The organism is Brevibacterium sp. (genome assembly GCF_022712115.1).
In the GTDB taxonomy this organism is placed as follows: Bacteria; Actinomycetota; Actinomycetes; order Actinomycetales; family Brevibacteriaceae; genus Brevibacterium; species Brevibacterium salitolerans.
On sequence record NZ_JALAHB010000104.1, the window covers coordinates 1 to 26,980 of the forward strand.

Below are 26,980 nucleotides of genomic sequence, written 5' to 3' on the forward strand. Positions count from 1 at the left end.
CCGCGACGGTGGATCCCACCCGCGCGCACGGCGGGCTGCGGCCGGTGTGGGCGTACGCGCACGTCCCCTTCGACTCGCCGATCGATCCCGCCGAGGCCGTCACCCGGCAGATCGAGCGCTTCGCCCCCGGCTTCCGCGACACCGTCGTGGCCAGCGCCTCCGTCCCGGCCTCCGAGATGGCCGCGCACAACGAGAACCTGGTGGGCGGCGACATCGCCACCGGCACCGTCTCCCTGCTCACGATGGTGGCGCGGCCCGCGCTCACCTGGGATCCGCATCTGGTGAGCCGCTCCGAGGCCGGCGGGGCCGTGGGCGGGCCGGCGGCTGCGGGCTACTACCTGTGTTCGGCCGCGACCACCCCCGGCCCCGGCGTGCACGGCATGAACGGCTGGTTCGCGGCGCGCAGCGCACTCAGGCGGGAGTTCGGCATCCGCGAGCTGCCCTCTCTGTCACCGGAGAGCTGAGGGGTCACCGGAGGGCTGAGGGAAGCTCAGCTCCCGCTCGCGGCCGGCTGCGGCGCGAGGCCCGGACGCGCCTTCCACAGCACGCGCTCGAGCGGCAGGAACGCCGCCCAGCAGATCACAGTGGGCAGGAAGCTGATGCCCAGTGACAGGAACGTCGCCAGGTGGAACAGCATGAAGAAGCCCACCGTGAGGTAGAGCCACCTATCCCTGAGGAAGAGAGCGACGGGCGAGAGGATCTCGACGACGAGCAGGCACCACTGCGCCACGATGAGCAGCCAGGGGAAGGCCAGCGTCCAGCTGATGATCCAGGAGCCCCGCCGCATGATCGCCCACACGAACACCGCGCCGTTGGCCCAGTTGGCGAGGTTCCCGGAGCGCACCCACTTGGACCAGACGGAGAAGAAATAGGTGAGCACCACGGCGATCTGCACGCAGCGCAGGGCCCAGCCGGCGGCCCGGGAAAGCCGGTCGTCCCGGAATCCGGCCGCACCCACCGTGGGCAGCACGACCACCGCGATCATGAGCGCCATGTGGTCGTGGGCGACGTAGCCGTAGCCCTGCGAGTAGAACATCCAGCACCAGAAGGAGCCCGCCGCGATCCACCCGCTGGTCCGCGGGAGCCGTCCGGTCATCGCGACCAGTGAGCTCACCGTCACGATCACGAGGAGGGCGATCGCGCCTGCCTGCGTCACCGGCGGGATGCCGAGCAGCCGCGGCAGCAGCAGCGGCGAGTAGACCGCCGGGATGAGGGAGTGCCGCAGGACATCGTTGGACAGCGTCCACACATCCACCAGCACGAAGGCATAGACGATCACGCGGAAGCAGGCCACGCGCGCCAGCGGGACGGCAGGGAGCAGGAAGCGGAGCACCGGGTTCACGCGGCCCCCACCTTCAGCTCCGCGACCTCGTCGAACGTCGGCTCGCCCACGGCGCGGCCGTTCTCCAGCTGGTGGACGCGCCGCGTGAGGCGCACCTCCTCGACCGGGGGCGAGTCCGGATGGAGCTTCGCGTAGTTGCGCGCCAGCGGCTCCAGCAGGGAGGGGTCCCGGCGCAGCTCGCCCAGGTGGGAGTCCAGGTCACCGGGGACGATGCCCACGTTCCCGTGCGAGATGCCGACGGCCCGGAACTCCTCCTCGCCCTCGAACCTCATCTCCAGGACGGTCCGGGAGACCGTCGCGTCGAGGTCCCTGGCGGCGGAGTACTGCGAGAGGGAGCCGAGCGGGAACCAGTCGTTCGTGTCCAGCGCCTGTCCGCCGCAGAGGATGCCGAAGGCGAGAGCGGCCGCTCCCACCCGCCAGCCGACGGAGATCCTGTTCATGGGCACTGTCATGCCCCGCATCGTACAACGGGCTTCAGGCGTGCCCCGGCGGAGGCGGGGGCGCCGGCACGGGGGCGTTGCGCGGCACCTCGCCGAAGGCCACGCGGAGCACGGGCACCTTGAGCGCCGCCCACGTCACCGCCGTGCAGAGCAGCGCGTAGACGAGGGGGAGCACGAGGCCGTGGACGAGGACGGCCGGGACGGAGTCCGGCACCCCGATCCAGTCGCGGAAGGTGTACACGCACAGCGGGTGCAGGAGGAACACGCCGAACGAGTACGGGTAGAGGCGGCGCAGGCCCAGATAGCCGCGCCCGTCCGCGTCGAACAGCCGGTGGAGGAGGAGGTACCCGGAGAGGCTCATCACGACCACCGTGGGCGAGAGGTACTCGTACACCGCCGTCCACGGCGCGGCCCCGGGTCCCAGCCCCGCCCAGAGGATCGTCACCGCCACGGCGGCGAGGAAGACGAGCGCGGCCCACACCACCTGCGCCCCGCGCAGCAGGTGATCGCGCATGATCCAGCCCAACAGGTAGTAGCCCATGAGAGGGAGGAACCGCGTGGCGATGTTGGGGTCGCCCACGTCGAAGACGTAGCTGGCGAAGTGGTCGAGCATGCCGATGCCCAGCAGGATCGCTGCGGTGCCCCACTGCGCGCGCCGGGAGCCGTGGACGGTGAGCTGGCGCATGAACGGCGTCAGCAGCGTGAGGACGGCGAGCACGTAGAGGAAGTAGAGCTGGACGAAGGGGGACCCGGTGAGGATCGCGAGGACCGGGTTCCAGCCCGTCTCGTAGCCGGACATGGCGAAGAGCCGGTAGGGGATGTAGACGCCGGTCCACACCACCAGCGGGACGAAGATCCGCCAGAAGCGCTTGGAGAGGAACTCCCGCGGGCTGCCGCCCTTGGCCGGGTCCAGGGCGAGCGCACCGGAGATCATGAGGAAGACCGGCACGGACCACCGTGAGGCGCTGTCGATCACGTTCGCGATCCACCACGCCTCGGAGCCGTGTTCGGCGAAGCGCGTGCCCACCGTGTCGGCGATCGTGTGGATCGCGATGACCGCGAGGATCGCGAGGGTGCGGGCGGGGTTCATCCACTGCGTGGACCGCGGAGGCGGACCCACCTCGTCGATCCTGTCGATCAGAGCCATGGCTGCAACATTGCCACGGAAGCACCGCCCGGGGCCACGCGGGCACCGGTCCGGCGGCATGCGGCGCTGTGGGACAATCGCACGCATGACGATTCCCGAATCCAGCACACACGACACGGTGCATCTTCCGGCCAAGCCCGCGCTCGAGGGCCTCAAGGACAAGTGGGACTCCCGGTGGCAGTCCGAGGGCACCTACGCCTTCGACCCGGACACCACCCGCGAGGCCGTCTACTCGATCGACACTCCCCCGCCCACCGCCTCGGGTTCGCTCCACGTGGGACACGTCTTCTCCTACACGCAGACGGACGTCATCGCCCGGTACCAGCGGATGACCGGCAAGAACGTCTTCTACCCGCTGGGCTGGGACGACAACGGCCTGCCCACGGAGCGCCGCGTGCAGAACTACTACGGCGTCACCTGCGACCCGCAGCTGCCGTACGACCCGGACTTCACCCCTCCGGCCAAGCCCGCCAGGAACGCGCGGGACTTCGTCAAGGTCTCCCGTCAGAACTTCATCGAGCTCTGCCTCACCCTCTCCGCGGAGGACGAGAAGGTCTTCGAGGATCTGTTCCGGACAGTGGGGCTCTCCGTCGACTGGAAGTACACCTACCGGACGATCGACGACTCATCCCGCGCGCTGTCCCAGCGGGCCTTCCTCGATGACCTGGCGAGCGGCAACGCCTACTCGCAGGACGCGCCCACCATGTGGGACGTGACGTTCGGCACAGCCGTGGCGCAGGCCGAGCTCGAGGACCGGGAGAAGGAGGGCGCCTATCACCGGGTGAACTTCTATCCGGCCGCCGGGGACGGCACCGCGGATCTGAATGCCGAACCCATCGTCATCCTCACCTCGCGGCCGGAGCTCATCCCCGCCGTCGTCGCGCTCGTCGCCCACCCCGACGACGAGCGCTACCGGCCGCACTTCGGCACGACGGTGGTCTCCCCGCTGTTCGGCGTCGCGGTGGAGGTGCGGTCCCACGAGCTCGCGAAGTCCGACAAGGGCACGGGCATCGCCATGGTCTGCACGTTCGGCGACCTCACGGACGTGACCTGGTGGCGCGAGCTCGACCTGCCCACCCGCGCCGTCATCACCCGCGACGGCCGCCTCGCCCGGGAGACCCCGGCATGGATCGCGGACTCCCCCAAGGCGGATGCGGCTGAGCTCTACGGCCGGCTGGCCGGCAAGACCACCTTCTCCGCCCGCAAGGAGATCGTCGATCTGCTCCGCGAGTCCGGCGACCTCATCGGCGAACCGGAGCCCATCACGCACCCCGTGCCGTTCTACGAGAAGGGCGACAAGCCGCTCGAGGTCGTCACCTCCCGGCAGTGGTACATCCGCAACGGCGGCCGCTCCGCCCAGCTGCGCGAGGAGCTGCTGGCCCGCGGCCGCGAGGTCGAGTGGTACCCCGGCTACATGCGGTCCCGCTACGAGAACTGGGTCGAGGGACTCAACGGCGACTGGCTGGTGAGCCGTCAGCGCTACTTCGGCGTCGCCATCCCGCTCTGGTACTCCCTGGACGCGGACGGCACCCCGGACTACGAGAACCCGATCGTGCCCGCTCCGGAGCAGCTGCCCGTGGACCCGCAGGCCCAGGCACCGGCCGGCTACGAGGAGGCGCAGCGGGACCAGCCGGGCGGCTTCACCGCGGATCCGGACGTGCTGGACACGTGGGCGACCTCCTCGCTCACCCCGCAGCTCGTCACCGGCTGGAAGCGCGACGAGGACCTCAACGCCTGCACCTTCCCCATGGACCTGCGACCGCAGGGACACGACATCATCCGCACCTGGCTGTTCTCCACCATGGTCCGGGCGAACTCCCTGTGCGACTCCGTGCCGTGGCGTCGCACCGCGCTGTCCGGGTGGATCCTCGACCCGGACCGCAAGAAGATGTCGAAGTCCAAGGGCAATGTGGTCGTGCCCTCGGACATCCTCGCGGAGTCCAAGCCCGGATTCGGGCCGGACGCCGTGCGCTACTGGGCCGCGAGCGCCAAGTTCGGCGCGGACACCGCCTACGACACGGCGCAGATGCAGATCGGCCGCCGCCTGGCGATGAAGCTGCTCAACGCCTCGAAGTTCGCGCTCGCCCAGGGTGTGCACTCCGGCCTGGTGGGCCGGACGGACCTCGTGACGGAATCCCTCGACGCCTCCGTGCTCGCACAGCTGAGGACCGTCGTCGAGGAGTGCGGCACCCGCATGGCCGACTACGACGGCGCCCACGCGCTGCGCCTGGCGGAGTCCTTCTTCTGGGACTTCACGGACGACTACGTCGAACTCGTCAAGGACCGCGCGTACGGGGCCCGGGGCGAGGCCGGCCAGCTCTCCGCCCATGCCACGCTGGCCACCGCGCTGGACGTCCTGCTGCGGCTCTTCGCGCCGTTCATGCCGTTCGTCACGGAGGAGGTCTGGTCCTGGTGGCGCACCGGCAGCGTGCACCGCGCCGCCTGGCCCACCACCGGGGACGTCTCCGCCCCCGAGGCGGAGGAGGGCCTGCTGCCCCGCGTCGCCGCTGTCCTGGGCGAGGTCCGCAAGGCCAAGACCGAGGCCAAGGCCTCGCAGAAGACCCGCATCGAGTCCGCGGTGCTCACGGCACCCGCCGCCGTGCTGGCCGCCTTCGAGGCCGCTCGCGGGGATCTGCTCGCCGCCGGACGCGTGGAGGCGCTCACCACCGCCGAGGCCGCGGCGGGGGCCTCCGGCGAAGGCACGGACGCGGAGGCCGTCACTGTCACGGACGTGGTGTTCGAGGCCAAGGCGGAGTGACGCGGCCTCCCGTGTGCGGCGCGCGGCGGTGACGGATCTGCCACACCGCCGGCGGCGGGCCGGCTGCCGGGGAGGACTACGCTGAGGGGCGGAGCAGGGGGAACCTGCTCCGCCCCTCGTCCTTCCCGTCACCACGCCCTGCCGGTCCGGCACGCGGCGCACCCATACACAGAGGAGACCTCAGATGCGCTCTGAGCTGTTCGCCAAGAGGAACGCAGAGATCCAGTCCACCGAACGCTGGACCCTGCAGTCGCAGAAGATGCTGCGCACTCTCGTCACGCCGCAGACCCCGGTCGTCGCCACGAAGGGTGCGATGGTCGCCTATCAGGGCAGCGTGCAGTTCAAGCATCAGGGCTCCGGCTCTGTGGGGAACTTCCTCAAGAAGCAGATGACCGGCGAGGACACCCCCATGATGCGCGCGGAGGGCCAGGGCGAGGTGTTCTTCGCCCGCAACGCGGCCAACATCTTCATGATGCAGCTGGAGGGGCAGAACGACGCGCTGAGCGTCAACTCCCAGTCGCTGCTGGCCTACGACCCCACCCTGAATGACGACATCCGCAGGGTGAAGGGGCTCGGTGCGCTGGCCTCGGGCGCGGGCCTGTTCAACGTGGTGCTCTCCGGGCACGGCATGGCCGCGATCGCGTGCCAGGGGGATCCGCTCGTGCTCGACTGCTCCCAGCAGCCCACCTTCGTCGATCCGCAGGCCGCGGTGTGCTGGTCCGCGAACCTCAGCCCGGACATCCACACGGACGTCTCCCTCGGCTCGTTCGTGGGCCGCGGTTCCGGGGAGAGCGTGCAGATGCGCTTCCACGGTCCCGGCTTCGTGGTGGTGCAGCCCTCCGAACTCTGAGGACCCTCACGGGAGCCGGACCCGCCGAGGCCCGCCCGGAACCCGCAGGGCCCCGACCGTCCTGGAGACGGTCGGGGCTCTCGCGCTCTGTGCTCAGGCGCTCTTGCGGCGCGGGGACGTGCGCTTCGCCGGTGCCTGCTTGGGCACGATCGTGGGGGCGACGTTGTCCTCCACCGTGTCCTTCGTGACGACCACACGGTCCACGTCGTCACGCGAGGGGATCTCGAACATGACCGGCTGGAGGACCTCCTCCATGATCGAGCGCAGTCCGCGAGCTCCGGTGCCGCGGAGCAGCGCGAGGTCCGCGATCGCGTCGAGGGCCTCCTCCTCGAACACCAGCTCCACGCCGTCGAACTCGAACATCCGCTGGTACTGCTTGATGAGCGCATTGCGCGGGCCCGTGAGGATCTGGATGAGCGCGGCGCGATCCAGCTCCCCCACCGTCGCGAGCACAGGCAGACGGCCGATGAACTCCGGGATCAGGCCGAACTTGTGCAGGTCCTCCGGCTGGAGCTCCGCGAAGACGTCCTCCTGATCGTCCTTGGACTGGATGAGCGCACCGAACCCGATCCCGTGCTTGCCCCGGCGGGAGGAGATGATCTCCTCCAGTCCGGCGAAGGCTCCGGCGACGATGAACAGGACGTTCGTCGTGTCGATGGTGAGGAACTCCTGGTGCGGGTGCTTCCGGCCGCCCTGCGGAGGCACCGCCGCCTCCGTGCCCTCGAGGATCTTCAGCAGCGCCTGCTGGACGCCCTCGCCGGACACGTCACGGGTGATCGAGGGGTTCTCCGACTTGCGGGCCACCTTGTCGATCTCGTCGATGTAGATGATGCCCTTCTGGGCCTTCTCGATGTCGAAGTCCGCGGCCTGGATGAGCTTGAGGAGGATGTTCTCCACGTCCTCACCCACATAGCCGGCCTCCGTGAGCGCCGTGGCGTCCGCCACGGCGAAGGGCACGTCCAGCTTCTTCGCCAGGGTCTGCGCGAGGTAGGTCTTGCCGGATCCCGTGGGGCCCACCATGAGGATGTTGGACTTCGCGATCTCCACGTCGTCCTCGGAGGCCTCCGCCTGGGAGCGGATGCGCTTGTAGTGGTTGTACACGGCGACGGCGAGGGCGCGCTTGGCCGGCTCCTGGCCCACGACGTACTCCTCCAGGAAGTCGAAGATCTCCCGCGGTGTGGGGAGCGCCCCCTCACCCGCCTCCTCGACCGCCTGGTTGAGCTCCTCCTCGATGATCTCGTTGCAGAGCCCTATGCACTCGTCGCAGATGTATACCCCGGGTCCGGCGATGAGCTTCCGGACCTGCTTCTGCGACTTGCCGCAGAAATTGCACTTGAGGAGTTCCGCTCCCTCTGCACTGCGCGCCACTTCTCACTGCCTCCCTGGAAGCTCCGTGCCTCCAAGATACTCCGCTGTCTCGTTGGTCCCAAGCATCCCACAGGCCACGGACGCACACGCGCCGGACGGCTCCTGGCGTGTCATCGCCCGGATCCGTCCGGCGCGGGGCCGCGGTCCGTGCCGCAGACGGGCGCTCAGCCCTGCAGCGCCGCCTTCCGCGACGTCAGCACCTGGTCGACGAGGCCGTAGTCCTTGGCCTCCTCCGCCGTGAGGAAGAGGTCGCGCTCGACGTCGTTGGAGACCTGCTCCGCCGTCCGGTTCGAATGGTGGGCCAGGGTCTCCTCCATCCACGTGCGCATGCGCAGGACCTCGTTCGCCTGGATCTCCAGGTCCGAGGCCTGGCCCTGCCCGCCGCCCTGCATGGAGGGCTGGTGGATGAGCACGCGGGCGTTGGGCAGCGCCAGGCGCTTGCCCGGGGTGCCCGCGGCCAGGAGCACGGCGGCCGCCGAGGCCGCCTGGCCCAGGCACACCGTCTGGATCTCCGGCTTGATGTACTGCATCGTGTCGTAGATTGCGGTCATCGCCGTGAACGAGCCGCCGGGCGAGTTGATGTAGAGCGTGATGTCCCGGTCCGGGTCCTGGGACTCCAGGACGAGGAGCTGAGCCATCACGTCGTCGGCGCTCGTGTCGTCGACCTGGACGCCCAGGAAGATGACGCGGTCGTCGAACAGCTTGGTGTAGGGGTCCTGGCGCTTGAAGCCGTAGGGGGTGCGCTCCTCGAACTGCGGCATGACGTAGCGGGAGGAGGGCATCTGGCCCGCGGCCGCCCAAGGGGTGTGATTCATCCTGAGTCCTTTGTGTGAAGTGCCTGCCGTCACTGGCCCGAGTCGGTGGGGACGTCGCTCGCGTTGGTCACCACTCCGTCGATGAAGCCGTATTCCAGGGCCTCGTCCGCGGTGAACCAGTGGTCGCGGTCGTTGTCGCGGAGGATCTGCTCCACGGACTTCCCCGTCTGCTCCGCCGTGAGCTCGGCCATCTGCCGCTTCATGTGCAGGATGAGCTCCGCCTGGATCTTGATGTCCGTGGCGGTGCCGCCGATCCCGCCGAGCGGCTGGTGCATGAGGATCCGCGCGTGCGGGGTCGCGAACCGCTTGCCCTTGGCGCCGGACGACAGCAGGAACTGCCCCATCGAGGCGGCCATGCCCATGGCCACCGTCGCGACGTCCGGCTGGATGTACTGCATCGTGTCGTAGATGGCCATGCCCGCCGTCACGGAGCCGCCGGGCGAGTTGATGTAGAGCCGGATGTCCTTGTCCGGGTCCTCGGCCGCCAGCAGCATCATCTGCGCGCAGATGACGTTCGCGTTGTCGTCCCGCACGTCCGAACCCAGCCAGATGATGCGCTCGCGCATGAGCCGGCTGTAGATGTGATCGTCGAGGCCCAGCCCGCTGGACTGCTCCGCCATGGTGGGCGACTGCGCCATCGTCCGGACGATCGAGGAGCTTCCTCCGTCTGCCACGTCTCACTCCTGTTCCTGAGGGTGTCGTATCCGTCTCGAAGCCTAACCCGCGCGGACTCCGCAATAGTCCGCGGAGCGCCCGGTGTTCGCCCTCAGCGTGAAGGGCGCCCCGTCGGCGCCACGCGGATGCGCGCGACCCCCGGGCACTCGGCGTGCCCGGGGGTCGTTCCGCTCATGGGGATGAAGCGGTCAGGAGGTCACTTCTCCTCGGCCGCGGCCTCCTCGGCCTCGACCGGCTCGGCCTCGGCGGTCTCCGCCTCGGCCTCCTCCTCAGCGGCCGCCGCGGCAGCGGCGCCACCGGGGGTGGTGAAGGCCGTCATGTCGACGACCTCGCCCGCGGGATCCTTCACGACGGCCTTGGCCAGCACCTCGGCGAGGCCCTTGCGGCGCGCCACGTCGCCCATGATGGCCTGCACCTGACCGCCCTGGTCCAGCATCTGCGCGAACTCGTTGGGGTTCATGCCGTACTGCTGGGAGGCGTTGATGATGTACTCGATGAGCTCCTGCTGGGAGACCTCGACCTCTTCCGCCTTGACGACGGCGTCGAGGATGAACTGCACGCGCAGGTTGCGGGTGGTCTCCTCCGTCACCTCGGCACGGTGCTCGTCGTCCTCGAGGCGGTTCTCGCCCTCCAGGTGGCGGTGCACCTCGTCCTCGACCAGCTTGGCCGGGACCGGCGGGTCGATCTTCTCGAGGAGGGCCTCGAGGACCTTGTCGCGGGCCTCGACGCCCTGGTCGAACTCCTTCTTCTCCGCGGCCTGCCTGCGCAGGTCCTCCCGGAGCTCCTCGACCGTGTCGAACTCGCTGGCCAGCTGGGCGAACTCGTCGTCCACCTCGGGCAGCTCACGGACCTTGACGGCCTTGAGGGTGAGCGTGACCTGACCCTTCTCACCCGCGTGGTCGCCGCCGGCCATCGTGGTCTCGAAGGTGGTGGACTCGCCCTCGGAGAGCCCCTCGAGAGCCTCGTCCATGCCCTCGAGCATGGTTCCGGCACCCACCTGGTAGGAGATGTCGGAAGCGGTGTCGATCTCCTCGTCGTCGATCTTGGCGACGAGATCGAGGGTGACGAAGTCGTCCTTCGTCGCCGGGCGGTCCACGCCCACCAGCGTGCCGAAGCGGGTGCGCAGCTCGGTGAGCTGGGCCTCGACGTCCTCATCCGTGACCTCGACGGCGTCGACCGAGACCTCGATCGAGTCGTAGGCGGGGAGCTCGATGGCCGGGGCCACGTCGACCTCGATGGTGAAGGAGAGATCGCCCTCGTCCTTGCCGTCGAGGCCGGGGACCTCGGAGACCTCGACCTCGGGCTGGCCGAGAGGGGTGAGGTCGTTCTCGGCGATCGCCTGGCGGTAGAAGCCGTCGAGGCTGTTGTTCACTGCCTCCTGGATGACGGCGGGGCGGCCCACGCGCTGGTCGATGATGCGGGCGGGCACCTTGCCGCGGCGGAAGCCGGGGATGCTGACCTGCTTGGCGATCTCCTTGTAGGCCTCGTCGACGCTCGGCTTGAGTTCGGCAAAAGGCGCGTCAATGCTGAGCTTGACCCGGGTGGGGTCGATGTTCTCGACGGAGCTCTTCACGGTTTCCCTCTCGTAGTCTGGCAGCCGCTGTCGCCGGAGACAGGCCGGGACCGCGGCGGAAGTGTGCGGGTCGTTCATGCGGGCACCACGAAAGGCACCCCGCAATGCGCGCGCTCCATACTACGCGTGGGCCCTGCAGATGCCGAATCGCACACCGCGCAGGGCGGCGGGCGCGCGGGCGCACTGGGTGCGGCGTCGGGTTACGGACGCACCCCGGACCCGGCGAGGCGCTGCCCTGACCCGCCGAGGCGCCGCCCTGATCCACCGGGGCGCCGTCCGGCTTTGCCCCGGGCGTGTGCCTGGCAGAGGATGTGAGGCATGTCGAAGCGCCGCCGTCCCGTATACCTCCTGGCCGAACGCCGCCCGGACGGTGCCGTCATCCCTCCGGCATCCGTTCTGCCCGCCGCAGCGAAGGGTCCCGCAGGCTCGGGCCCCGCCGAGGGCGCGCGTGCGTCCACCGGCACCGCGCACAGACGCGCAGACGGGCGCCGTGCCGGAAGGCGGCACGGGACGGGACTCGCCGCCGCCGTCACCGCGCTCGCGCTGGTGGGCGCGGGGGCTGTCGCAGTGACGTTCGCGGTGCGGCACACGGACGCGGCGGATGGGACGGCCTCGGCGCCGCGCGCCTCCTCACCCGCGAGGTCCGAGGACGGTCGGCCGGCTGCGGCCCCGGAACGGGCCTCGGACCCGGCCTCGTTCTCCCTCGCCTTCGCCGGCGACGTGCACTTCGAGCGGCAGCTCCGCAGCGTGGCGGACGATCCGGAGGGTCTGGCGGCGCTGCGTCCGTACTTCGCGGACGTAGACCTCGCCGTCGTGAACCTGGAGACCGCGATCACCTCCGGCGGCACGCGTCTGCCCACCAAGGACTTCGCCTTCCGGGCACCGGAGTCCGCCCTCACCACACTGGCGAACGCGGGGATCGACGCAATCACGATGGCGAACAACCACGCGGCGGACTACGGGGACTCCGGCCTGGCGGACACCCTCGCCGCGGCGCAGGACTCCCCCGTGGAGATCTTCGGGATCGGCGAGGACGCGGATGCGGCGTTCGCCCCTCTCTCCACCCACCTGGACGGGGCCGAGGTGGCGGTGCTCGCCTCGAGCGCGCTGTGGGAGGACACGTACGAACACCACGAGGCGACGGACACCGCCCCCGGCATCGCGGCCTTCGTGGAACCGGAGCGGATGCTGACGGAGGTGGAGGCCGCGGCGAGGACCCACGACGTCGTCATCGCCTACATGCACATGGGCGAGGAGGGATCGACCTGCGTGCGGGACGTCGACGCCCGCCGCGCCGAGCAGCTGGTGGATGCCGGCGCGGACATCGTCGTCGCCGCCCACGCCCACCGGCTGGCGGGGATGGGCCACCAGGACATGGGCCCGAGCGGCGAGGCCTTCGTCGCCTACGGCCTCGGGAACGTCGTCTGGTACACCGGGGGCAGCGGACCGTCCTCGCACACCGGGGTGCTCTCCCTCGACGTCGAGGTCCCCTTCCCCGGCGCTGAGGATCCCGGCACACGCGTGACGGACTTCGAGTTCCAGCCGATGGTGATCGGCTCCGACGGAATCCCCCGGGTGCCGGACGCGGGAACGGTCTCGCAGATCGAGTCCGAGGTGGCCGCCGCGAACAGGTGCTCGCCGATAGGCGGGTGACGCGGAGGGCGACGCGGACGGCTCAGCGCCGTTCGAGCTTCTCCGTGGATGCCTCCGCCACCAGTGCGTCGTCCCAGCAGCGCTCCAGCACCTCGGAGCCGGTGACCGCGCCGTCCGGCAGAGCGGCGAGGGTGCGGGGGTGCTCCCGCCGGAACGCGGTGCTCGCGAAGCCTCGGGTCACGGCCCAGGAGAGGAAGAGGCCCATGTGGGTACAGGCGGCCGAGGAATCCGGTCCGGAGAGGAAGTCCCCTCCCGTGTGCCGGCGGACGTCGTCGAAGACAGAGGAGACGGCGGCGGTGTCCGTGAGCCCCATGCACGGAAGCATGCCAAGCCGACCCGCGGAAGATCCGCTCCAGGCCTGTGCAGGGCCGACCCGCACGCGACCCTGCAGGCACCGAACACCGCGCGGCTGCCGGTGCCGTGAATGACGAAAGCCGCTGTGACCAGCGGCTTTCGTCCTCGGAGGGGATGACGGGAATCGAACCCGCACCATCAGTTTGGAAGACTGAGGCTCTACCATTGAGCTACATCCCCGGGCGCTCCATGAACTTTAGACCACCGGCGCGCGGCCTGCCAACTCGAAGAGGCGATCAGGGGGAAGTGTGAGGCACGGCACTTGACGGGTCGGCAGGGCCCCGGCTGTCGGCCGAAGCGCCTCGGTGGGCTATCATTGACCTCGTTGCGAGGCGTAGCGCAGCTTGGTAGCGCATCTGCTTTGGGAGCAGAGGGTCGCAGGTTCAAATCCTGTCGCCTCGACCGTGTGATGTGTCGCGACATCGTTCCTACGATGTCGCGGCACATTTCTCGTTTCTGACGCGGGGTGTCTCGCGACATCGTGCAGCCCCTGTCTGTCTCGCGTCGTCGTTCTTGGTTCCCCCTTCTTCTCGTGAGAACTGTCGATCCCGCGGCCGCCCGTCCGTCATCATGGTGTCGGACCATCCGGTTCGGCATCCGCAGTCCGGTCCGAGGAACGCGCGTCCCGGACCGCGACTCTTCGAGGAGGAACGATGAAGTACGCACTTCTGCTGATGGGCCATGTGAACGATCCGGCATGCGGTGAGGACGGCGGCGCGGATCCGGAGGAGTTCTTCGCCTTCGACCGGGAGATCACCGCCGCCGGCGTCGTGGTCGACTCCTTCGCCCTGGAGGATCCGGACCAGGCCGTCCAGGTGAGCACGGGCGACGACGGCGAGCGCATCGTCTCCGCGGGACCGTTCGCGGAGGTCCGCGAGTTCGTGGGCGGCGGCTACATCATCGAGGTCCCGCACCTCGACGATGCGATCGCGTGGGCGAAGAAGAGCCCGGCCTCGGCGGCCGGCGGCCACGTCGAGATCCGCCCGCTCGCCCCGTACTGAGCCTGAGCATGAACCGCACCCCGCACGGCACCCCTTCCTCCGCCGCCGAGGCGCAGGAGGGGGCCCGCCGCGCCCTCGCCGCATTCGGACCGGAGGCCAGGGCCCGGCTCCTCGCGTCCCTGGCTCGGCGGTTCGGCGACCTCGGCCTCGCCGAGGACTCCCTCCAGGACGCCTTCGTCCAGGCCCTGCGGACCTGGCCGAAGACCGGTGTCCCCGCGGCACCGGCCGCCTGGCTCATGACGACGGCCCGCCGCCGTGCCCTCGACGCGGTCCGGCGCGAGGGCGTGCTCGCGCAGAAGCTCGCACAGCTGCGCATCGAGGAGGAGCGCGCGCCGCTCACGTCCTCGGGCGCGGATCCTGCCGAGGCCGCGCTCAGCAGAAGTGCCGGCCCGCTCGCTGACGACCGCCTCGTCCTGTTCTTCACGTGCGCGCATCCCGCGCTGCGGCCCGAGGACAGGGTCGCCCTCACCCTCCGCTTCGTCGCCGGGCTCACGACCGAGGAGGTCGCCCATGCCCTCCTCGTGCCCACCACCACGATGCAGCAGCGCATCGTCCGGGCGAAGAAGCGCATCCGCACCCTGGGAATTCCGTTCACCACTCCCCCGCCCGCCGAGATCCGCCCGCGCCTGCACGGAGTGCTCCGGGTGGTCTACCTCCTCTACGCGGAGGGGTACGCGCGCTCGACCGGCGACACCCACGTGCGCGACGACCTCACGGCCGATGCGATCCGCCTGGCCCGCGTCCTCCACCGGTCGCTGCCCACCGCCGGCGAGGTCACGGGCCTGCTCGGCCTCCTGCTCCTCACCGAAGCGCGGCGCCCGGCCCGCATCTCCGCCGGCGGCGTCCCGATCCCGCTGGCCCGGCAGGACCGGGAGCGCTGGGACGCCGCGCTCATCGCGGAGGGGATCGGGTGTGCCGAGGCCGCGGCGGCCTCGGCGGAAGCCGGCACCTATGCGATCCAGGGCGCGATCGCCGCCGTCCACGCCGAGGCCCCGTCTGCCGAGGCCACCGACTGGCGCCAGATCGCCGTCCTCTACCGCATGCTCGAAGCCCACGAGCCCGGCCCTGTGGTGCGGCTCGGCCGGGCCGTCGCACTCGGCCGGGCGCACGGAGCCGAGGAGGGCCTCCGCCGCCTCGACGCCCTTGCGTCCGACCCCGCCCTCGCACGCTTCCGCCCCTTCCACATCGCCAGGGCGATCACCCTCGAGGAGCTCGGGGACGCGGAAGCTGCCGCCCGCGCGTATCGCCGTGCCCTCTCCCTCAGCGGCAACGACGCCGAGGACGAGTTCCTCACCGCGGCGCTGGACTGAGGTGCCGCACTCCTCCGACCCCCGGGACCGGCGGGCTCCTCCCGCACCCGGGCTCCGCGCACATAGGCTGGAAGCATGCCGGAACCCGAGGAGAACGCAGCGCCGTCCGATGCCGCAGGCACGGACACCGGTGCACGGGACGGCGCCTCGGGCACAGACGCAGGCACGACCTTGGGCGCAGGCGCAAGCACTGCCCGCACGGCTCCGGTCGCCCCGCTCTTCGGGCTTCCCGTCCCCCAGCGCCTCCTCGGCCCGGGAGGCCTGGCCGCCGCGCTCGTCGCCGCAGGTGCAGTGCTGATCTTCGCCCTCATGAGTCCCTGGGGCTATGCACCGCTGCTGGCGGGGGTGGCACTGGGCTTCGCCGCGTCCCGCCCACTGGGCCGCGACCTGGGGCTCATCGTCCTGGGCCTAGGGATCATCAGCACCATCTCCGTCGAGGCCGACATCGCCTGGCCCCGGTACTTCCTCATGGGCGGGGTGCTCACCGCCGCCGTGGTCGCACCCTGGCTCGTGCACCGGTTCGTGCTCCGCGATGACGCGATCCGCTTCCCCCGCAGACGCGGCCGCCGCTGGTCGCGGCTGGAGTGGGGCTGGCTCGCCTTCGTGCTGCTCACGGCATACTTCGTCCTGCCGTTCTACTTCCTCCGCTCCGGCGCCTACGAGAACTGGCCTGCTGTGACCACGCCTAGCGAGATCGGCCGGCTGTTCGTGGGAGTGAACGCGGTGGGCATCTGGGACGAGCTCTTCTTCATCTGCACGGTCTTCACCCTGCTCGCCCGGCACTTCCCCTTCTGGACGGCGAACGTGCTCACCTCCGTGATCTTCGTGAGCTTCCTCTGGGAGCTGGGCTACCGCTCCTGGGGACCGCTGCTGACGATCCCCTTCGCCCTCGTCCAGGCGGTCGTCTTCACACGGACGAAGTCCCTGCCGTACACGATCACGGTCCACCTGCTCTTCGACCTCGTGGTCTTCCTGTCGATCGCCCACGCGCATCATCCGGACCGGCTGCCGATCTTCGTGTACTGATCGTCCTGCGCCGTGCCTCCGCGCACCGGCCGCCCCACACCCATGTCCGATTTCCGCCAGCGCAGGGTCCTCGCGGCGTGTTTGACTGGTCCCATGAGCACAGTCGATCCCGTCTTCGAGGAGCGGTACCGCGCCATCTCCGCGCGCGATTCCCGCTTCGACGGGCAGTTCTACACCGCGGTCACGAGCACCGGCATCTACTGCCGCCCCTCGTGCCCGGCACGCACGCCCCGGCGGGAGCACGTCGTCTTCCACCTCACCGCGGCCTCCGCGCACGAGGCCGGGTTCCGCGCCTGCAAGCGCTGCCTGCCCGAGGCCGCGCCGGGCACCCCCGCGTGGAACCTCCGCGGCGACGTCGCCGCCCGCGCCATGCGCCTCCTCCTCGACGGCGAGCTGGACAGGGGAGGCGTCCCCGCTCTCGCGGAGCGGCTGGGGTACTCCCCGCGCCACCTGAGCCGCATCCTCGTCGCGGAGCTGGGCGCCGGTCCGGCGGCCCTCGCCCGCGCGCACCGGGCCCAGATCGCCCGTTCGCTGCTGGTGGACACGGACCTGCCGCTCGCACAGGTCGCCCACGCCGCGGGGTTCGGATCCGTGCGGCAGTTCAACGACACCGTGCGCGAGGTCTTCGCCGTCTCACCGTCACAGCTTCGCGCCCAGCGTCCGGCCGCGCGCAGACGGCGCACCGCAGCCACACGGGACGGGGCGGTCCCACCGGGCCAGTCGGCCGCGCCGGGCCAAGCCGTCGCCCCGGCTGGGGTGCACGCTCCCGGCCTCCTCGTGCGCGTCGCGCTGCCTACGCGCCCGCCCTTCGACGCCCCCGGGGTCTTCGACTTCCTCGCACGGCGCGCGGTCGCAGGGGTCGAGCACGTCCGCACCTCCGATGACGGGGCACTCGTCTACGCGCGGACCCTCTCCCTCCCGCACGGCCCCGGGGCGGCACAGGTGACGGCGAGGTGCGAGGCGGCCGCCGGCCGAAGCACACGGACCTGGTCCCTGCACGCGGAGCTCGAACTCACGGACGTCGCGGACCTGCCGCCGGCCCTGGCCCGAATCCGCCGGCTGTTCGACCTGGACGCGGACCCGGAGGCCGTCGACGCCGCGCTCTGCCTGGACCCCGCACTCGCACCCCGCGTGCGCGCGGTGCCGGGCATCCGCGTCCCCGGTGCCGTCGACGGCCCGGAGATCGTCGTCCGCGCCCTCGTCGGCCAGCAGATCTCCGTGCAGGCGTCCCGCACGCACCTCGGCAGGCTCGTGGCGGCGGCGGGCACGGCGCACACCTCGCGTTTCGCAGGTCTCACCCACGTGTTCCCCGCCCCGCAGGACATCCTCGCGGCCGTACCGCCTCCCCCGGACGAGGGCCCGCTCGATCCTCACCGCCCGCTGCGCCTGCCGCGGCGCTCGATCACCGCCGTCCGCACAGCCGCGCGGGCACTGGCATCCGGGGAGCTGCCCGTCCACCCCGCAGCCGAGGCCCCGGCCCTGCGCGCAGGGCTCCTCGCCCTGCCCGGGGTGGGGCCGTGGACGGCCGCCTACGTCGCCATGCGCGTGCTCGGCGATCCGGATGCCTGGCTGCCCGGCGACGTCGCCCTCCTCCACGGCGCAGCGGCGACGGGTGCGTTCGCCATGGGTTCCGCGCCGCGGGCACGAGCGCACCGGGAACTCGCCGCACACGCGCAGCGGTGGGCCCCGTGGCGCTCCTATGCCGCCCTGCACCTGTGGCGTGCCGCCGCCCTCGGCGACGCACCGCCCATGCCCTCAGGTGTCCGCCCGGGCACCGATCCCAGCACCGCTCCTCCGGAAGGACCTCACTCATGACCACGACCTCGGCCGCAGCGCTCACCCTCGACACCCCCGACGGGCCGTTCTCCCTCATCACGGACGACGCCTCCGTCCTCGCCTCGGGCTGGACGGAGGATCTCGCCGAACTGCTCGCGCTCGTCCACGGGAGCCTCCGGCCCGAGGCGGGGGCGGTTCACCTCCTGGACGAAGACGCGGGCTCCGGACCACCGGCAGCGGCATCCGCGCACGACGCCCCGACTGCTGCGGTCCGCACTGCGCGGGCTGCCGCACAAGCGGTGCGCGCCTACTATGCCGGAGATCCCTCGGCGGTGAGCACGGTTCCCGTACGCCAGCATTCCGGCGACTTCCGCACGCATGCGTGGGAGGTGCTGCGCACAGTGGCTCCCGGTGAACAGATCACCTACACGGAGTACGCCCGGCGCAGCGGACGCCCCGCAGCCGTGCGGGCCGCGGCGGGCGCCTGCGCCATGAACGCCGCCGCACTGTTCGTCCCCTGCCACCGGATCGTGCGGACCGACGGCAGCCTGGGCGGCTTCCGCTACGGCCTGGACGTCAAGCGCAGCCTGCTCGCCCGCGAGGCCGCGGCAGGCTGAGGCCGAGGCCGACCGAGAGCACGGGGCTGGGAGCACAGCACCCTGAGACCGCGAAGGGCCGGAAACCGCTGCATGCGGCTTCCAGCCCTCTGCGCTGCCGGTCCGGGCGCTGCCGGTCTCAGCGCGCTTCGTAGTCCGCGATCTGCGCGATCCGGCGGTTGTGCCGCTCGTCGTCGGAGTACGGGGTGGCGAGGAAGGCGTCCACGATCGCGATCGCCTCGGCCTCAGGGTGCTGACGGGCGCCGACGGACACGATCTGGGCGTCGTTGTGCTCCCGGGCCAGCCGGGCGATGTCCGTGTTCCAGGCCAGCGCGCAGCGAGCACCGGCGACCTTGTTGGCGGCGATCTGCTCACCGTTGCCGGACCCGCCGATCACCACGCCGAGCGCGTCCTCGCCCGCGGCACGGGCGGCCACGACGCCCTCGGCCGCGGCGATGCAGAACGCGGGGTAGTCGTCGAGCGCGTCAAACTCGGCGGCGCCGTGGTCCACGACCTCATGTCCGGCAGCGCGCAGGTGCGCCTTGAGCGCCTCCTTGAACTCGAAGCCGGCATGGTCGGTGCCCAGGTGGATCTGCACAGTGGTTCCTCTCGGATGGGTTGCAGGGGATGGAGGTGTGCCGCGAAGCGGAGAGCCCCGCGGGACGGACTGTCGGCCGCAGAGCCGTCAGTCGAAGATCGGATCGCTGGTGCGGGTGCGCTTGAGCTCGAAGAAGCCGGGCACGGAGGCGGCGGCGAGCACGCCGTCGAAGAGCTTGCCCGCCTCCTCGCCCTTGGGCGCGGGCGTGACGACCGGGCCGAAGAAGGCGACCTCGCCCACGGCCACGACGGGCGTGCCGACGTCCTCGCCGACCTTGGAGATGCCCTCCTGGTGGGAGGCCCGCAGCTGTGCGTCGTAGGTGTCCTTCTCCGCGTACTCGAGCAGGGAGGAGGGCAGACCCACCTCCTCGAGGGCCTCGGCGCAGGCCCGCACCCAGTCGGTCTCGCCGCCCGGGTGGATGCGGGTCCCCACAGCGGTGTAGAGGTCGCGCAGGACCTCCTCGCCGTGCTCCACCCGCGCCGCATTCACGATGCGCGCGGGCGCCCACGCCCAATCCATCTTCTCCCTGTAGTCCTCCGGCAGGTCCCGGCCGTCGTTGAGGACGGAGAGGCTCATCTGGTGGAAGACCACCTCGACGTCCCGGACCCTCTCGACCTCGAGCGCCCAGCGCGAGGTCATCCAGGCCCACGGGCAGATGGGGTCGAACCAGAGATCGAGGGTGGTCGCCATGAGGGTCCTCCTTGCAGGATCACGTGCTGTTCCGTGCGGTCCGCGCGCCTTCCGGACGTCGCGACGGGGCCGCCGCTGGCAAGCCTAGCCGCATCGCCTCGATCCGGCGTCCTCCCTCCGTGACAGAATGACGGACAGCAGCCAGCCACACGCCGCCACGACCGGAGGAATGCATGCCCCAGCACAATCTCACCCGCGCGGAGGCACAGGCCCGCGCGGCCCTGCTCTCCTCCCACGGCTGTGACGTCACGCTCGTCCTCGATCCCTCGCAGGACACCTTCCGCTCCGTGACCACCCTGACCTTCTCCGCGGAGGAGGGCGCGGAGACCTTCGTGGACGCGATCGCGGAGAGCATCGACTCGGTCGTGCTCAACGGCGTGGAGCTGGATCCTGCGGAGCTGGTGACCCCGGGCCGGATCCGGCTGCCCGGCCTCGCGGCGGAGAACGTCCTCACCGTCGACGGGCGCTTCCGGTACATGAACACCGGCGAGGGCCTCCACCGCTTCGTGGACCCCGTCGACGGTGAGACCTATCTCTACACGCAGTTCGAGGTGCCGGACTCCCGGCGCGTGTTCGCGGTGTTCGAACAGCCGGACCTCAAGTCCACGTTCACCTTCACCGTGCTGGCGCCGGAGCACTGGACGGTCGTGAGCAACTCCCCCACACCGCATCCCGCGGATGCCGCCGAGGCCGCAGGAGCGCTCGGCGAGCTGCCGCCCGGGCTGCGTGCCTGGCAGTTCGCGCCCACGCCGCGCATCTCGAGCTACATCACGGCCATCGTCGCAGGCCCCTACACCTCCGTGCACTCCTCGCTCACGAGCACGGACGGCAGGGAGATCCCCCTCGGCGCCTACTGCCGCGCCTCCCTGGCGGAGCACCTGGACGCCGAGGACATCTTCGCGATCACGCGCTCCGGCTTCGCCCTCTACGAGGACCTCTTCGGCACGCCGTACCCGTTCGAGAAGTACGATCAGCTGTTCGTCCCGGAGTTCAACGCCGGTGCGATGGAGAACGCCGGAGCCGTCACCTTCCTGGAGAGTTACGTCTTCCGCTCCCGGCCCACCCGGGCGATGGTCGAGCGCCGGGCGGTCACCATCCTCCACGAGCTCGCCCACATGTGGTTCGGCGACCTCGTGACGATGCGGTGGTGGAACGACCTGTGGCTCAACGAGTCCTTCGCCGAGTACATGTCCACGCTCGCCACCGCGGAGGGCACGGAGTTCACGGACGCGTGGACCACCTTCGCCACGCTGGAGAAGTCCTGGGCCTACCGGCAGGACCAGCTCCCCTCCACGCACCCCATCGTCGCGGAGATCGCGGACCTGGCCGATGTCGAGGTGAACTTCGACGGGATCACCTACGCCAAGGGAGCCTCCGTCCTCACCGCTCTCGTCTCCTATGTGGGGCGGGAGAGCTTCTTCGCCGGCCTGCGCGAGTACTTCGCGAAGCACGCCTGGGGGAACACGGAGCTGGCGGACCTCCTCACCGAGCTCGAGCGCGCCTCCGGCCGCGACCTGGGCGCCTGGTCCCGGCTCTGGCTCGAGGAGTCCGGGGTGAACGTCCTGCGGGCGGAGCCGCAGCGCGGTGAGGACGGCGCACTCACCTCCGTCACGCTCACGCAGGAGCCCCACGTGCTGCCGGGCCAGCCCGTCCCGAGCCTGCGCCCGCACCGCGTGGGCGTGGGCTTCTACCGGACCGAGGACGGCGGGGGCCTCACCCGGCTCGGGCGCGCCGACGTCGATCTGGACGGGCGGAGCGCCGAGGTCCCGCTCCCCGCGGGCGCGGAGTCCGCGGAGATCGTCGTGGTCAACGACGGCGATCTCACCTATGCCAAGGCCCGCTTCGACGAGGTCTCCCTGCGCCTGGCGATGGAGCGCCTCTCCGGATTCGAGGACACGCTCACCCAGCTCCTCGTGCTCTCAACGGTCTGGGACATGGTGCGCGACGGTGAGTTGCCGGCCGCCGAGTACGTCGAGCTGCTGCACCGCCACCTGCCGGCGGTCTCCCACTCCTCGGGGCTGCTGGTGCAGCTCCGTCAGCTGGCCACCGCCCTGGGCGAGTACGTTCCGCCCGCGGAGCGCCCAGCGCTGCGCACCCGCATCGCGGACAGGCTGCTCGGCCTGTCCCGCGGCGAGGACGGGGTGGAGCCCGGCTCTGATCAGCAGCTGCAGCTGTTCCAGGCGCTGTGCCGTCATGCCTGCACGGACGCCCACTTCGAGGTGCTCGAGGAGGTCCTCGCCACGGCCCCCGGATCGTCCGCCGCCGGTTCCGAAGCACCGGGAGGCCTGCCGGGACTCGTCGTGGACACGGACCTCGTCTGGACGATCGTCATCGCGCTCGCAGGCGCGGACAGGCTGACCGAGGCACAGATCGACGCGCACCTCGCCGCGGACAGGACCGCCGCCGGCCAGCGCCACGCGGACACGGCCCGTGCGGCGCGGACGACGGCGGAGGCGAAGTCTCGTGCCTTCCTCGCCCTCGTGGACCAGCGCGACCTCCCCAATGCGCGCATCAGCGCGATCGCGCAGGGCTTCTCCCGCGGGCTGCAGCTGGACTCCGGCGACTGCATCCCGGCGCAGGAGCCGCTCACCAGCTTCAGCCGCGAGTACTTCGACCGGGTCACCGGGTGGTGGGAGACACGCACCCTGGAGATCGCGCAGACGCTCACCCTCGCCCTGTTCCCGCCGTCGACTGCGAAGACGGTGGAAGCGGCTGAGAACTGGCTGAGCACCCATCCCCAGGCACCCAAGGGACTCCTGCGGCTCATGCGCGAGAACCTCGACAACGCCCGCCGCGCCCAGCGCGCTCAGCAGGCCCGACGGCGGTGACCCTGCAGTTGCTGCGAGGGGGCCTCCCCTCCCGCGGCCGCAGGCGCCCCTCGAGGTGCGCGCCGGTGTGCGACGTACGCCACGCTCGGCATTAGGCGCAGGCTCAGGGTCGGCTCCTACGGTGGGGACAGTATGAGTTCACAGACCTCCTCCCCCGCGTCCACTCCCATGGATGATCCGACTCCCACGCCCACGACCTCCGTCGAGGACGTGCAGCGCGCGGTTGAGCAGTCCGCCTCCTCCGGCTGGGACTTCATCACCGGCACACCCCTGCGCGTCGCAGTGATCCTCGTCGTCGCGATCGTCATCACATTCATCATCCGGCGGGTGATCCGCAAGTTCGCCAAGTCCATCGCGGAAGGCGATTCCCGGCGCAGGCTGGGAGAGACGAAGAAGAGGTCCGTCACCTCCGAGTTCCTCAAGACGGATCCGTCCGTGCGGGAGCGGCGCGCGCAGCGCGCCAACACCGTCGGCTCGCTGCTGCAGTCCATCGCGACGATCGTCATCTGGCTCATCACCACCATGACCGTCCTCACGGAGCTGGGCTTCAACCTCGCACCCGTGCTGGCCTCGGCGGGCATCGCGGGTCTGGCGCTGGGCTTCGGCGCGCAGACCCTCGTGAAGGACTACCTCGCGGGCTTCTTCATCGTCATCGAGGATCAGTACGGGATCGGCGACTACATCGACGCCGGAGAGGCCGAGGGCACCGTCGAGGAGGTGGGTCTGCGCACCACCAAGCTGCGCGGCCTGGACGGCACCCTGTGGCACGTGCGCAACGGCGAGATCCTCCGCGTGGGGAACTACTCGCAGGGCTGGGGTCAGGTTGTCCTCGATCTGCCCTTCCCGTACGACACGGACGAGCACACCGCTGAAGGCGTCATCCGCGACGTCTTCGACGAGCTCCGCCGCGATCCGGCCGTGGACCGGAGCATCATCGAGGAGCCGGAGGTGCTGGGCGTCCAGGACATCACCGGCGAGGCGCTCACGGTGCGCGCGACCATCAAGACGACGCCGGGCGACCAGTTCTCCGTGGGCCGTCAGTTCCGGGCGGCCTTCAAGCGACAGCTCACGGCCCACGGACTCGCGATACCGTGGACCCAGCAGACCGTGCTCCGCACGACCGCTCCCGGCGCTCCTGCCGACAGCGCTGCGGCAGGTGCCGCGAAGAACGGCGCGGAGCAGAACGGCTCGGACCAGGAGAGCACGGGAGAGAAGGCGGACAGCAGGAGCTGACTCCGCCGCGGAGGAGGAGCGAGAGTGGCGATCAGCAGTGTGAGCCTGTCCACGGGCGGGAAGCCGGAGAGCGTGTACGAGGCGGTGGGCGGCCACCCCACCTTCGCCGCACTCGTCGACGCCTTCTACGCAGGTGTGGCCCAGGACGAGCCGTTCCTCGCGATGTACCCGGACGGCCACGAGCTCGAGGGCGCGAAATGGCGTCTGTGCGCCTTCCTCGAGCAGTACTTCGGCGGGCCCACCACCTATTCCGAGCAGCGCGGCCATCCCCGCCTCCGCATGCGGCACATGCCCTTTCCCGTGACGCCGGAGGCGCGGGACCGCTGGCTGACCCACATGCGTGCGGCGCTCGACGAGATCGCGCTGCCGCCCCTCTACGACGAGCTCATGTGGGACTACTTCCAGCGCGCCGCGACGGCGATGATCAATCATCCGGGTGAGGGGCAGCCGAGCCCTCTCATCTGAGCGGACGGCTCCGGCCGGCTCTCAGCGTGTGAGGATGCAGCCTCCCGCGCGGCCGCACCGGGTGCACTCCCGGGCGACGCTGGTCACCGGGTGAGGATGTGGCCGCCCGGGAGACTAAGCCGCTGCCACACACCGCAGCGCAGCACCCGGACGCGGGGGTCGGGCCGCGCGTGCCCGCCTGCCTCGTGGGAGCCCGCGCGGCCAAGGAATCCGAGGACGTGGGCGCCGAAGGCCGCTCCCGCGCTCACCGGCACCCGCGCTCCCGCGGCATGCGCGTCCTCAGCCGGGGCCACCTCGGCGGCGGTCCTGGACCAGACCTGCCTACGCAGCGCTTCGACGGCGTGAGAGCCCGCGCCGGAGGGAGTGCCCTCCGCGACCTCGGCGATGCCCGCCTCCGCCGCCTCCGCGAGCCGGCGGACGCTGAGCGTCCCCACCGGCTCCCACGGGCCGCGAGGCGGGGAGATGCCGGCCCACGCGGCCTTCACCTCCACCGGCGGCACGGCCACGCCCACGGCGTCTGACGCCGCTGCGGAGGCGGCGCCGGGAGCGCCCGCCTCGATCCGGGCGAACCTGTCGAGCAGCGCCCGCGCCTCGACCACGGCGTCCAGCCCGTCGTGACCGGAATCCGCCAGCCGGAGCATGCGCATCCCGAGGACCAGCGGCATGGAGTCACCGAGCCCCCGCGGGTGCAGCGGCGCAGCGGTGAGGACGAGCACGTCTCCCGTGACGCTGAGCCGCACAGCGGCATCCGCCTCCGCATGCTGGATCCGGGCGACGAACGTGCGCCAGTCCGCGAGCGCACGCGGATCCTGGGGCACCAGCGGACCGGGCGCCTCAGACATGGCGCAGCGGCACCGGAGCCGTAATCGCCGGTTCCAGCCGGGCGCGTTCGTCGTCCCTGATCCTGCGTGCCCGGCCTGTGGCGGAATCGACGAAGACGACCACCGTCTCGGCGACGGTGTAGGCGACGCTGCCGTCCGGCTCCGCGATCACGTAGCCCACCGTCATCGAGACCGGCGAGACCGCCGAGATCACGCAGTCCACCGCCACGGGACCCTCCCTGTACGGGATGGGCTCCCGGTACTCGATGCGGTGCGAGAGCACGAGCAGGTCCGTGTCCGCGCTCGCATCACCCAGCACGCCCGGCAGCGGCTCGCCCAGCACGGACTCCCCCACTCCCGGGACGCGGACGGGAGCCGAGTCCCGGGCGGCGGTGGGCGAGCCGAAGGCGCGGACGCGCGCCTCCTCGAGGATCCGGAGCTGAGTCACGTTGTTCACATGGCGGTAGGCGTCCATGTCGCCCCAGCGGAGCTCGATGAGCACCCGCGTGAAGGGGCCGGACAGGACGGTGCTGGTGAGGGGGGAATGGTCCATGCCCTCATCCTGCCACTCGGCACGCGGCGCTCGCATGCGGGTGGGCCGGAGCATGCGGCTGAACGAACGATCTACACTCGTACCGGCACCGCTGGACGATCCCTCGCCCGGCGCACAGCACAGCGGCCGGGCGAACGGCCCGGCACACTCGGTACGAACGGAGTCGCACGCAGACATGGACAACGGACCAGGAACGGACACCCAGGCGGACTCCGCGGGAGCGGGCGCGGCGAGCATCGGGGAGCTCAGACGCGTCCTCGGCCTCCAGCCGCTCGACGCCCCCGGGATCGGCGGGGAGGCCCACGCATTCCTGGGCTGGAATCAGCAGAAGCCCGGCGGGCGGCTGTTCGGCGGGCAGGTGCTCGCCCAGTGCGTCGTCGCAACCTCCGCCACGGTGCCCGAGGACCGTCCCATCCACTCCTTCCACGGGTACTTCCTGCGCGCCGGGGCGGTGGAGAAGGAGATCACCTTCGGCGTGGACGTCCTCCGGGACGGCCGCTCGTTCTCCGCCCGCCGTGTGCAGGCCTACCAGGACGGCGTGCCGATCTTCACCGGCATGGCCTCCTTCCAGGACGAGCAGGCCGGCGCGGAGCATCAGGTCGCTCCCCCGGCGGACATCCCCCAGCCCGAGGAGCTCTCCAGCCTCACGGAGCTGCTCGCGGGCTACGAGCACCCGCTGCTCGAGGGCTGGGTCTTCAAGCGCCCCTTCGACCTCCGCCCCGTGGAACCGCCCATCCAGGGGATGTTCCGGGGCGAACAGGTGGCGCAGTCGCGCTTCTGGGTCCGCGCCGCGGCGCCGTTCGGCGGCGATCGGGTGCTGAATGCGGCGGCCACCGCCTATGCCAGCGACTACAACCTCCTCGAACCCGCACTCCGCAGGCAGGGCGTGGCGGTGTACTCCCCCGGCCTGCGCATGGCCAGCCTCGACCACGCGATGTGGTGGCACGCGCCCATTGACCTCGACGACTGGCTGCTCTTCGACTACTCCTCGCCGCAGGCCGGCGGAGGGCGGGCCCTGGGCACCGGCCGCATCTTCTCCCGGGACGGCCGTCTCCTCGCCGATGTGGCACAGCAGGGGATGATCCGCCTCCCGCGCTGAGCCGCCGGG

General features: G+C 70.9%; 24 protein-coding genes, 2 tRNA genes and 1 pseudogene. 14 read left to right on the forward strand and 13 right to left on the reverse strand.

The window, feature by feature from the left end:
- Positions 1-464: pseudogene (locus Q0A33_RS06160) on the forward strand (NAD(P)/FAD-dependent oxidoreductase); the annotation flags it as partial.
- 26 nt (positions 465-490) lie between these two features.
- Here the strand turns inward: Q0A33_RS06160 and Q0A33_RS06165 are convergent.
- Genes Q0A33_RS06165 through Q0A33_RS06175 form a run of 3 tightly spaced genes read right to left on the reverse strand, consistent with a single transcriptional unit; the run spans position 491 to position 2,929 of the window.
- On the reverse strand, positions 491-1,342 hold the full coding sequence (locus Q0A33_RS06165; protein ID WP_291794496.1) for a hypothetical protein: 852 nt from the start codon (positions 1,340-1,342) through the stop codon (positions 491-493).
- Positions 1,339-1,794, reverse strand: a complete 456-nt coding sequence (locus tag Q0A33_RS06170) for a hypothetical protein (protein ID WP_291794498.1) — start codon at positions 1,792-1,794, stop codon at positions 1,339-1,341. The genes Q0A33_RS06165 and Q0A33_RS06170 overlap by 4 nt, the downstream gene beginning before the upstream one ends.
- Positions 1,795-1,816: 22 nt before the next feature.
- The gene (locus Q0A33_RS06175; RefSeq protein WP_291794500.1) at positions 1,817-2,929 is read right to left on the reverse strand and encodes an acyltransferase family protein; all 1,113 of its coding nucleotides are present in this window, start codon (positions 2,927-2,929) and stop codon (positions 1,817-1,819) included.
- An 85-nt stretch (positions 2,930-3,014) separates the two neighbouring features.
- Between Q0A33_RS06175 and valS the strand changes: the two genes are divergently transcribed.
- Entirely contained in the window at positions 3,015-5,687 is a 2,673-nt protein-coding gene (gene valS / locus Q0A33_RS06180; protein WP_291794502.1) for a valine--tRNA ligase, read from the forward strand.
- A gap of 184 nt (positions 5,688-5,871) precedes the next feature.
- On the forward strand, positions 5,872-6,537 hold the full coding sequence (locus Q0A33_RS06185) for an AIM24 family protein (RefSeq protein ID WP_291794504.1): 666 nt from the start codon (positions 5,872-5,874) through the stop codon (positions 6,535-6,537).
- Between the two features lie 93 nt (positions 6,538-6,630).
- Here the strand turns inward: Q0A33_RS06185 and clpX are convergent, their stop codons facing one another.
- The 4 genes from clpX to tig form a co-directional block, all read right to left on the reverse strand.
- Positions 6,631-7,905, reverse strand: coding sequence for an ATP-dependent Clp protease ATP-binding subunit ClpX (gene clpX, locus Q0A33_RS06190; RefSeq protein ID WP_291794506.1), 1,275 nt, complete (start codon positions 7,903-7,905; stop codon positions 6,631-6,633).
- 164 nt (positions 7,906-8,069) lie between these two features.
- Positions 8,070-8,720: an ATP-dependent Clp protease proteolytic subunit gene (locus Q0A33_RS06195; protein WP_291794508.1), complete on the reverse strand. Its 651-nt coding sequence runs from the start codon at positions 8,718-8,720 to the stop codon at positions 8,070-8,072.
- Positions 8,721-8,749: 29 nt separating this feature from the next.
- Entirely contained in the window at positions 8,750-9,358 is a 609-nt protein-coding gene (locus Q0A33_RS06200) for an ATP-dependent Clp protease proteolytic subunit (protein ID WP_291794557.1), read from the reverse strand.
- A gap of 233 nt (positions 9,359-9,591) precedes the next feature.
- On the reverse strand, positions 9,592-10,968 hold the full coding sequence (tig, locus tag Q0A33_RS06205; RefSeq protein WP_291794510.1) for a trigger factor: 1,377 nt from the start codon (positions 10,966-10,968) through the stop codon (positions 9,592-9,594).
- A 318-nt stretch (positions 10,969-11,286) separates the two neighbouring features.
- On the opposite strand from tig, the gene Q0A33_RS06210 reads away from it, so the two are divergent.
- Positions 11,287-12,621, forward strand: a complete 1,335-nt coding sequence (locus Q0A33_RS06210) for a CapA family protein (protein ID WP_291794512.1) — start codon at positions 11,287-11,289, stop codon at positions 12,619-12,621.
- Between the two features lie 22 nt (positions 12,622-12,643).
- On the opposite strand, the gene Q0A33_RS06215 is transcribed toward Q0A33_RS06210, so the two are convergent.
- A complete protein-coding gene (locus Q0A33_RS06215; RefSeq protein ID WP_291794514.1) occupies positions 12,644-12,934 on the reverse strand; it encodes a hypothetical protein in 291 nt (96 codons plus the stop codon).
- 150 nt (positions 12,935-13,084) lie between these two features.
- A tRNA-Gly gene (locus tag Q0A33_RS06220) sits at positions 13,085-13,155 on the reverse strand.
- A gap of 148 nt (positions 13,156-13,303) precedes the next feature.
- Here Q0A33_RS06220 and Q0A33_RS06225 point away from each other — a divergent pair.
- From Q0A33_RS06225 to Q0A33_RS06250, 6 genes are all read left to right on the forward strand, one after another.
- Positions 13,304-13,377: transfer RNA gene (locus tag Q0A33_RS06225), tRNA-Pro, on the forward strand.
- A gap of 251 nt (positions 13,378-13,628) precedes the next feature.
- Complete coding sequence (locus Q0A33_RS06230) at positions 13,629-13,976, forward strand: YciI family protein (protein ID WP_291794516.1); 348 nt, start codon at positions 13,629-13,631, stop codon at positions 13,974-13,976.
- Positions 13,977-13,984: 8 nt separating this feature from the next.
- A complete protein-coding gene (locus Q0A33_RS06235) occupies positions 13,985-15,286 on the forward strand; it encodes a sigma-70 family RNA polymerase sigma factor (protein WP_291794518.1) in 1,302 nt (433 codons plus the stop codon).
- A gap of 75 nt (positions 15,287-15,361) precedes the next feature.
- On the forward strand, positions 15,362-16,312 hold the full coding sequence (locus Q0A33_RS06240) for a type II CAAX endopeptidase family protein (protein ID WP_291794520.1): 951 nt from the start codon (positions 15,362-15,364) through the stop codon (positions 16,310-16,312).
- Between the two features lie 93 nt (positions 16,313-16,405).
- A complete protein-coding gene (locus tag Q0A33_RS06245; RefSeq protein ID WP_291794522.1) occupies positions 16,406-18,127 on the forward strand; it encodes an AlkA N-terminal domain-containing protein in 1,722 nt (573 codons plus the stop codon).
- Positions 18,124-18,705 (forward strand): methylated-DNA--[protein]-cysteine S-methyltransferase, encoded by a 582-nt coding sequence (locus tag Q0A33_RS06250; RefSeq protein ID WP_291794524.1) that lies wholly within the window; start codon positions 18,124-18,126, stop codon positions 18,703-18,705. Before Q0A33_RS06245 ends, Q0A33_RS06250 begins: the two co-directional genes overlap by 4 nt.
- 118 nt (positions 18,706-18,823) lie before the next feature.
- Here Q0A33_RS06250 and Q0A33_RS06255 read toward each other — a convergent pair whose 3' ends face one another.
- Together Q0A33_RS06255 and Q0A33_RS06260 are read right to left on the reverse strand one after the other, a co-directional pair.
- Positions 18,824-19,282: a ribose-5-phosphate isomerase gene (locus Q0A33_RS06255; protein ID WP_291794526.1), complete on the reverse strand. Its 459-nt coding sequence runs from the start codon at positions 19,280-19,282 to the stop codon at positions 18,824-18,826.
- 87 nt (positions 19,283-19,369) lie between these two features.
- Positions 19,370-19,972, reverse strand: a complete 603-nt coding sequence (locus Q0A33_RS06260) for a DsbA family protein (RefSeq protein ID WP_291794528.1) — start codon at positions 19,970-19,972, stop codon at positions 19,370-19,372.
- A gap of 173 nt (positions 19,973-20,145) precedes the next feature.
- Between Q0A33_RS06260 and pepN the strand changes: the two genes are divergently transcribed.
- The 3 genes from pepN (at position 20,146) to Q0A33_RS06275 (ending at position 24,498) form a co-directional block, all read left to right on the forward strand.
- Positions 20,146-22,800: an aminopeptidase N gene (gene pepN / locus Q0A33_RS06265; protein ID WP_291794530.1), complete on the forward strand. Its 2,655-nt coding sequence runs from the start codon at positions 20,146-20,148 to the stop codon at positions 22,798-22,800.
- 132 nt (positions 22,801-22,932) lie between these two features.
- A complete protein-coding gene (locus Q0A33_RS06270; RefSeq protein ID WP_291794532.1) occupies positions 22,933-24,033 on the forward strand; it encodes a mechanosensitive ion channel family protein in 1,101 nt (366 codons plus the stop codon).
- A 24-nt stretch (positions 24,034-24,057) separates the two neighbouring features.
- Positions 24,058-24,498: a globin gene (locus Q0A33_RS06275; protein ID WP_291794535.1), complete on the forward strand. Its 441-nt coding sequence runs from the start codon at positions 24,058-24,060 to the stop codon at positions 24,496-24,498.
- Positions 24,499-24,581: 83 nt separating this feature from the next.
- Here the strand turns inward: Q0A33_RS06275 and Q0A33_RS06280 are convergent, their stop codons facing one another.
- A complete protein-coding gene (locus Q0A33_RS06280; RefSeq protein ID WP_291794537.1) occupies positions 24,582-25,340 on the reverse strand; it encodes a hypothetical protein in 759 nt (252 codons plus the stop codon).
- Positions 25,333-25,872, reverse strand: a complete 540-nt coding sequence (locus Q0A33_RS06285) for a thioesterase family protein (protein ID WP_291794538.1) — start codon at positions 25,870-25,872, stop codon at positions 25,333-25,335. The genes Q0A33_RS06280 and Q0A33_RS06285 overlap by 8 nt, the downstream gene beginning before the upstream one ends.
- A gap of 175 nt (positions 25,873-26,047) precedes the next feature.
- Between Q0A33_RS06285 and Q0A33_RS06290 the strand changes: the two genes are divergently transcribed.
- Positions 26,048-26,971 (forward strand): acyl-CoA thioesterase II, encoded by a 924-nt coding sequence (locus tag Q0A33_RS06290; protein ID WP_291794540.1) that lies wholly within the window; start codon positions 26,048-26,050, stop codon positions 26,969-26,971.
- Positions 26,972-26,980: the final 9 nt, after the last annotated feature.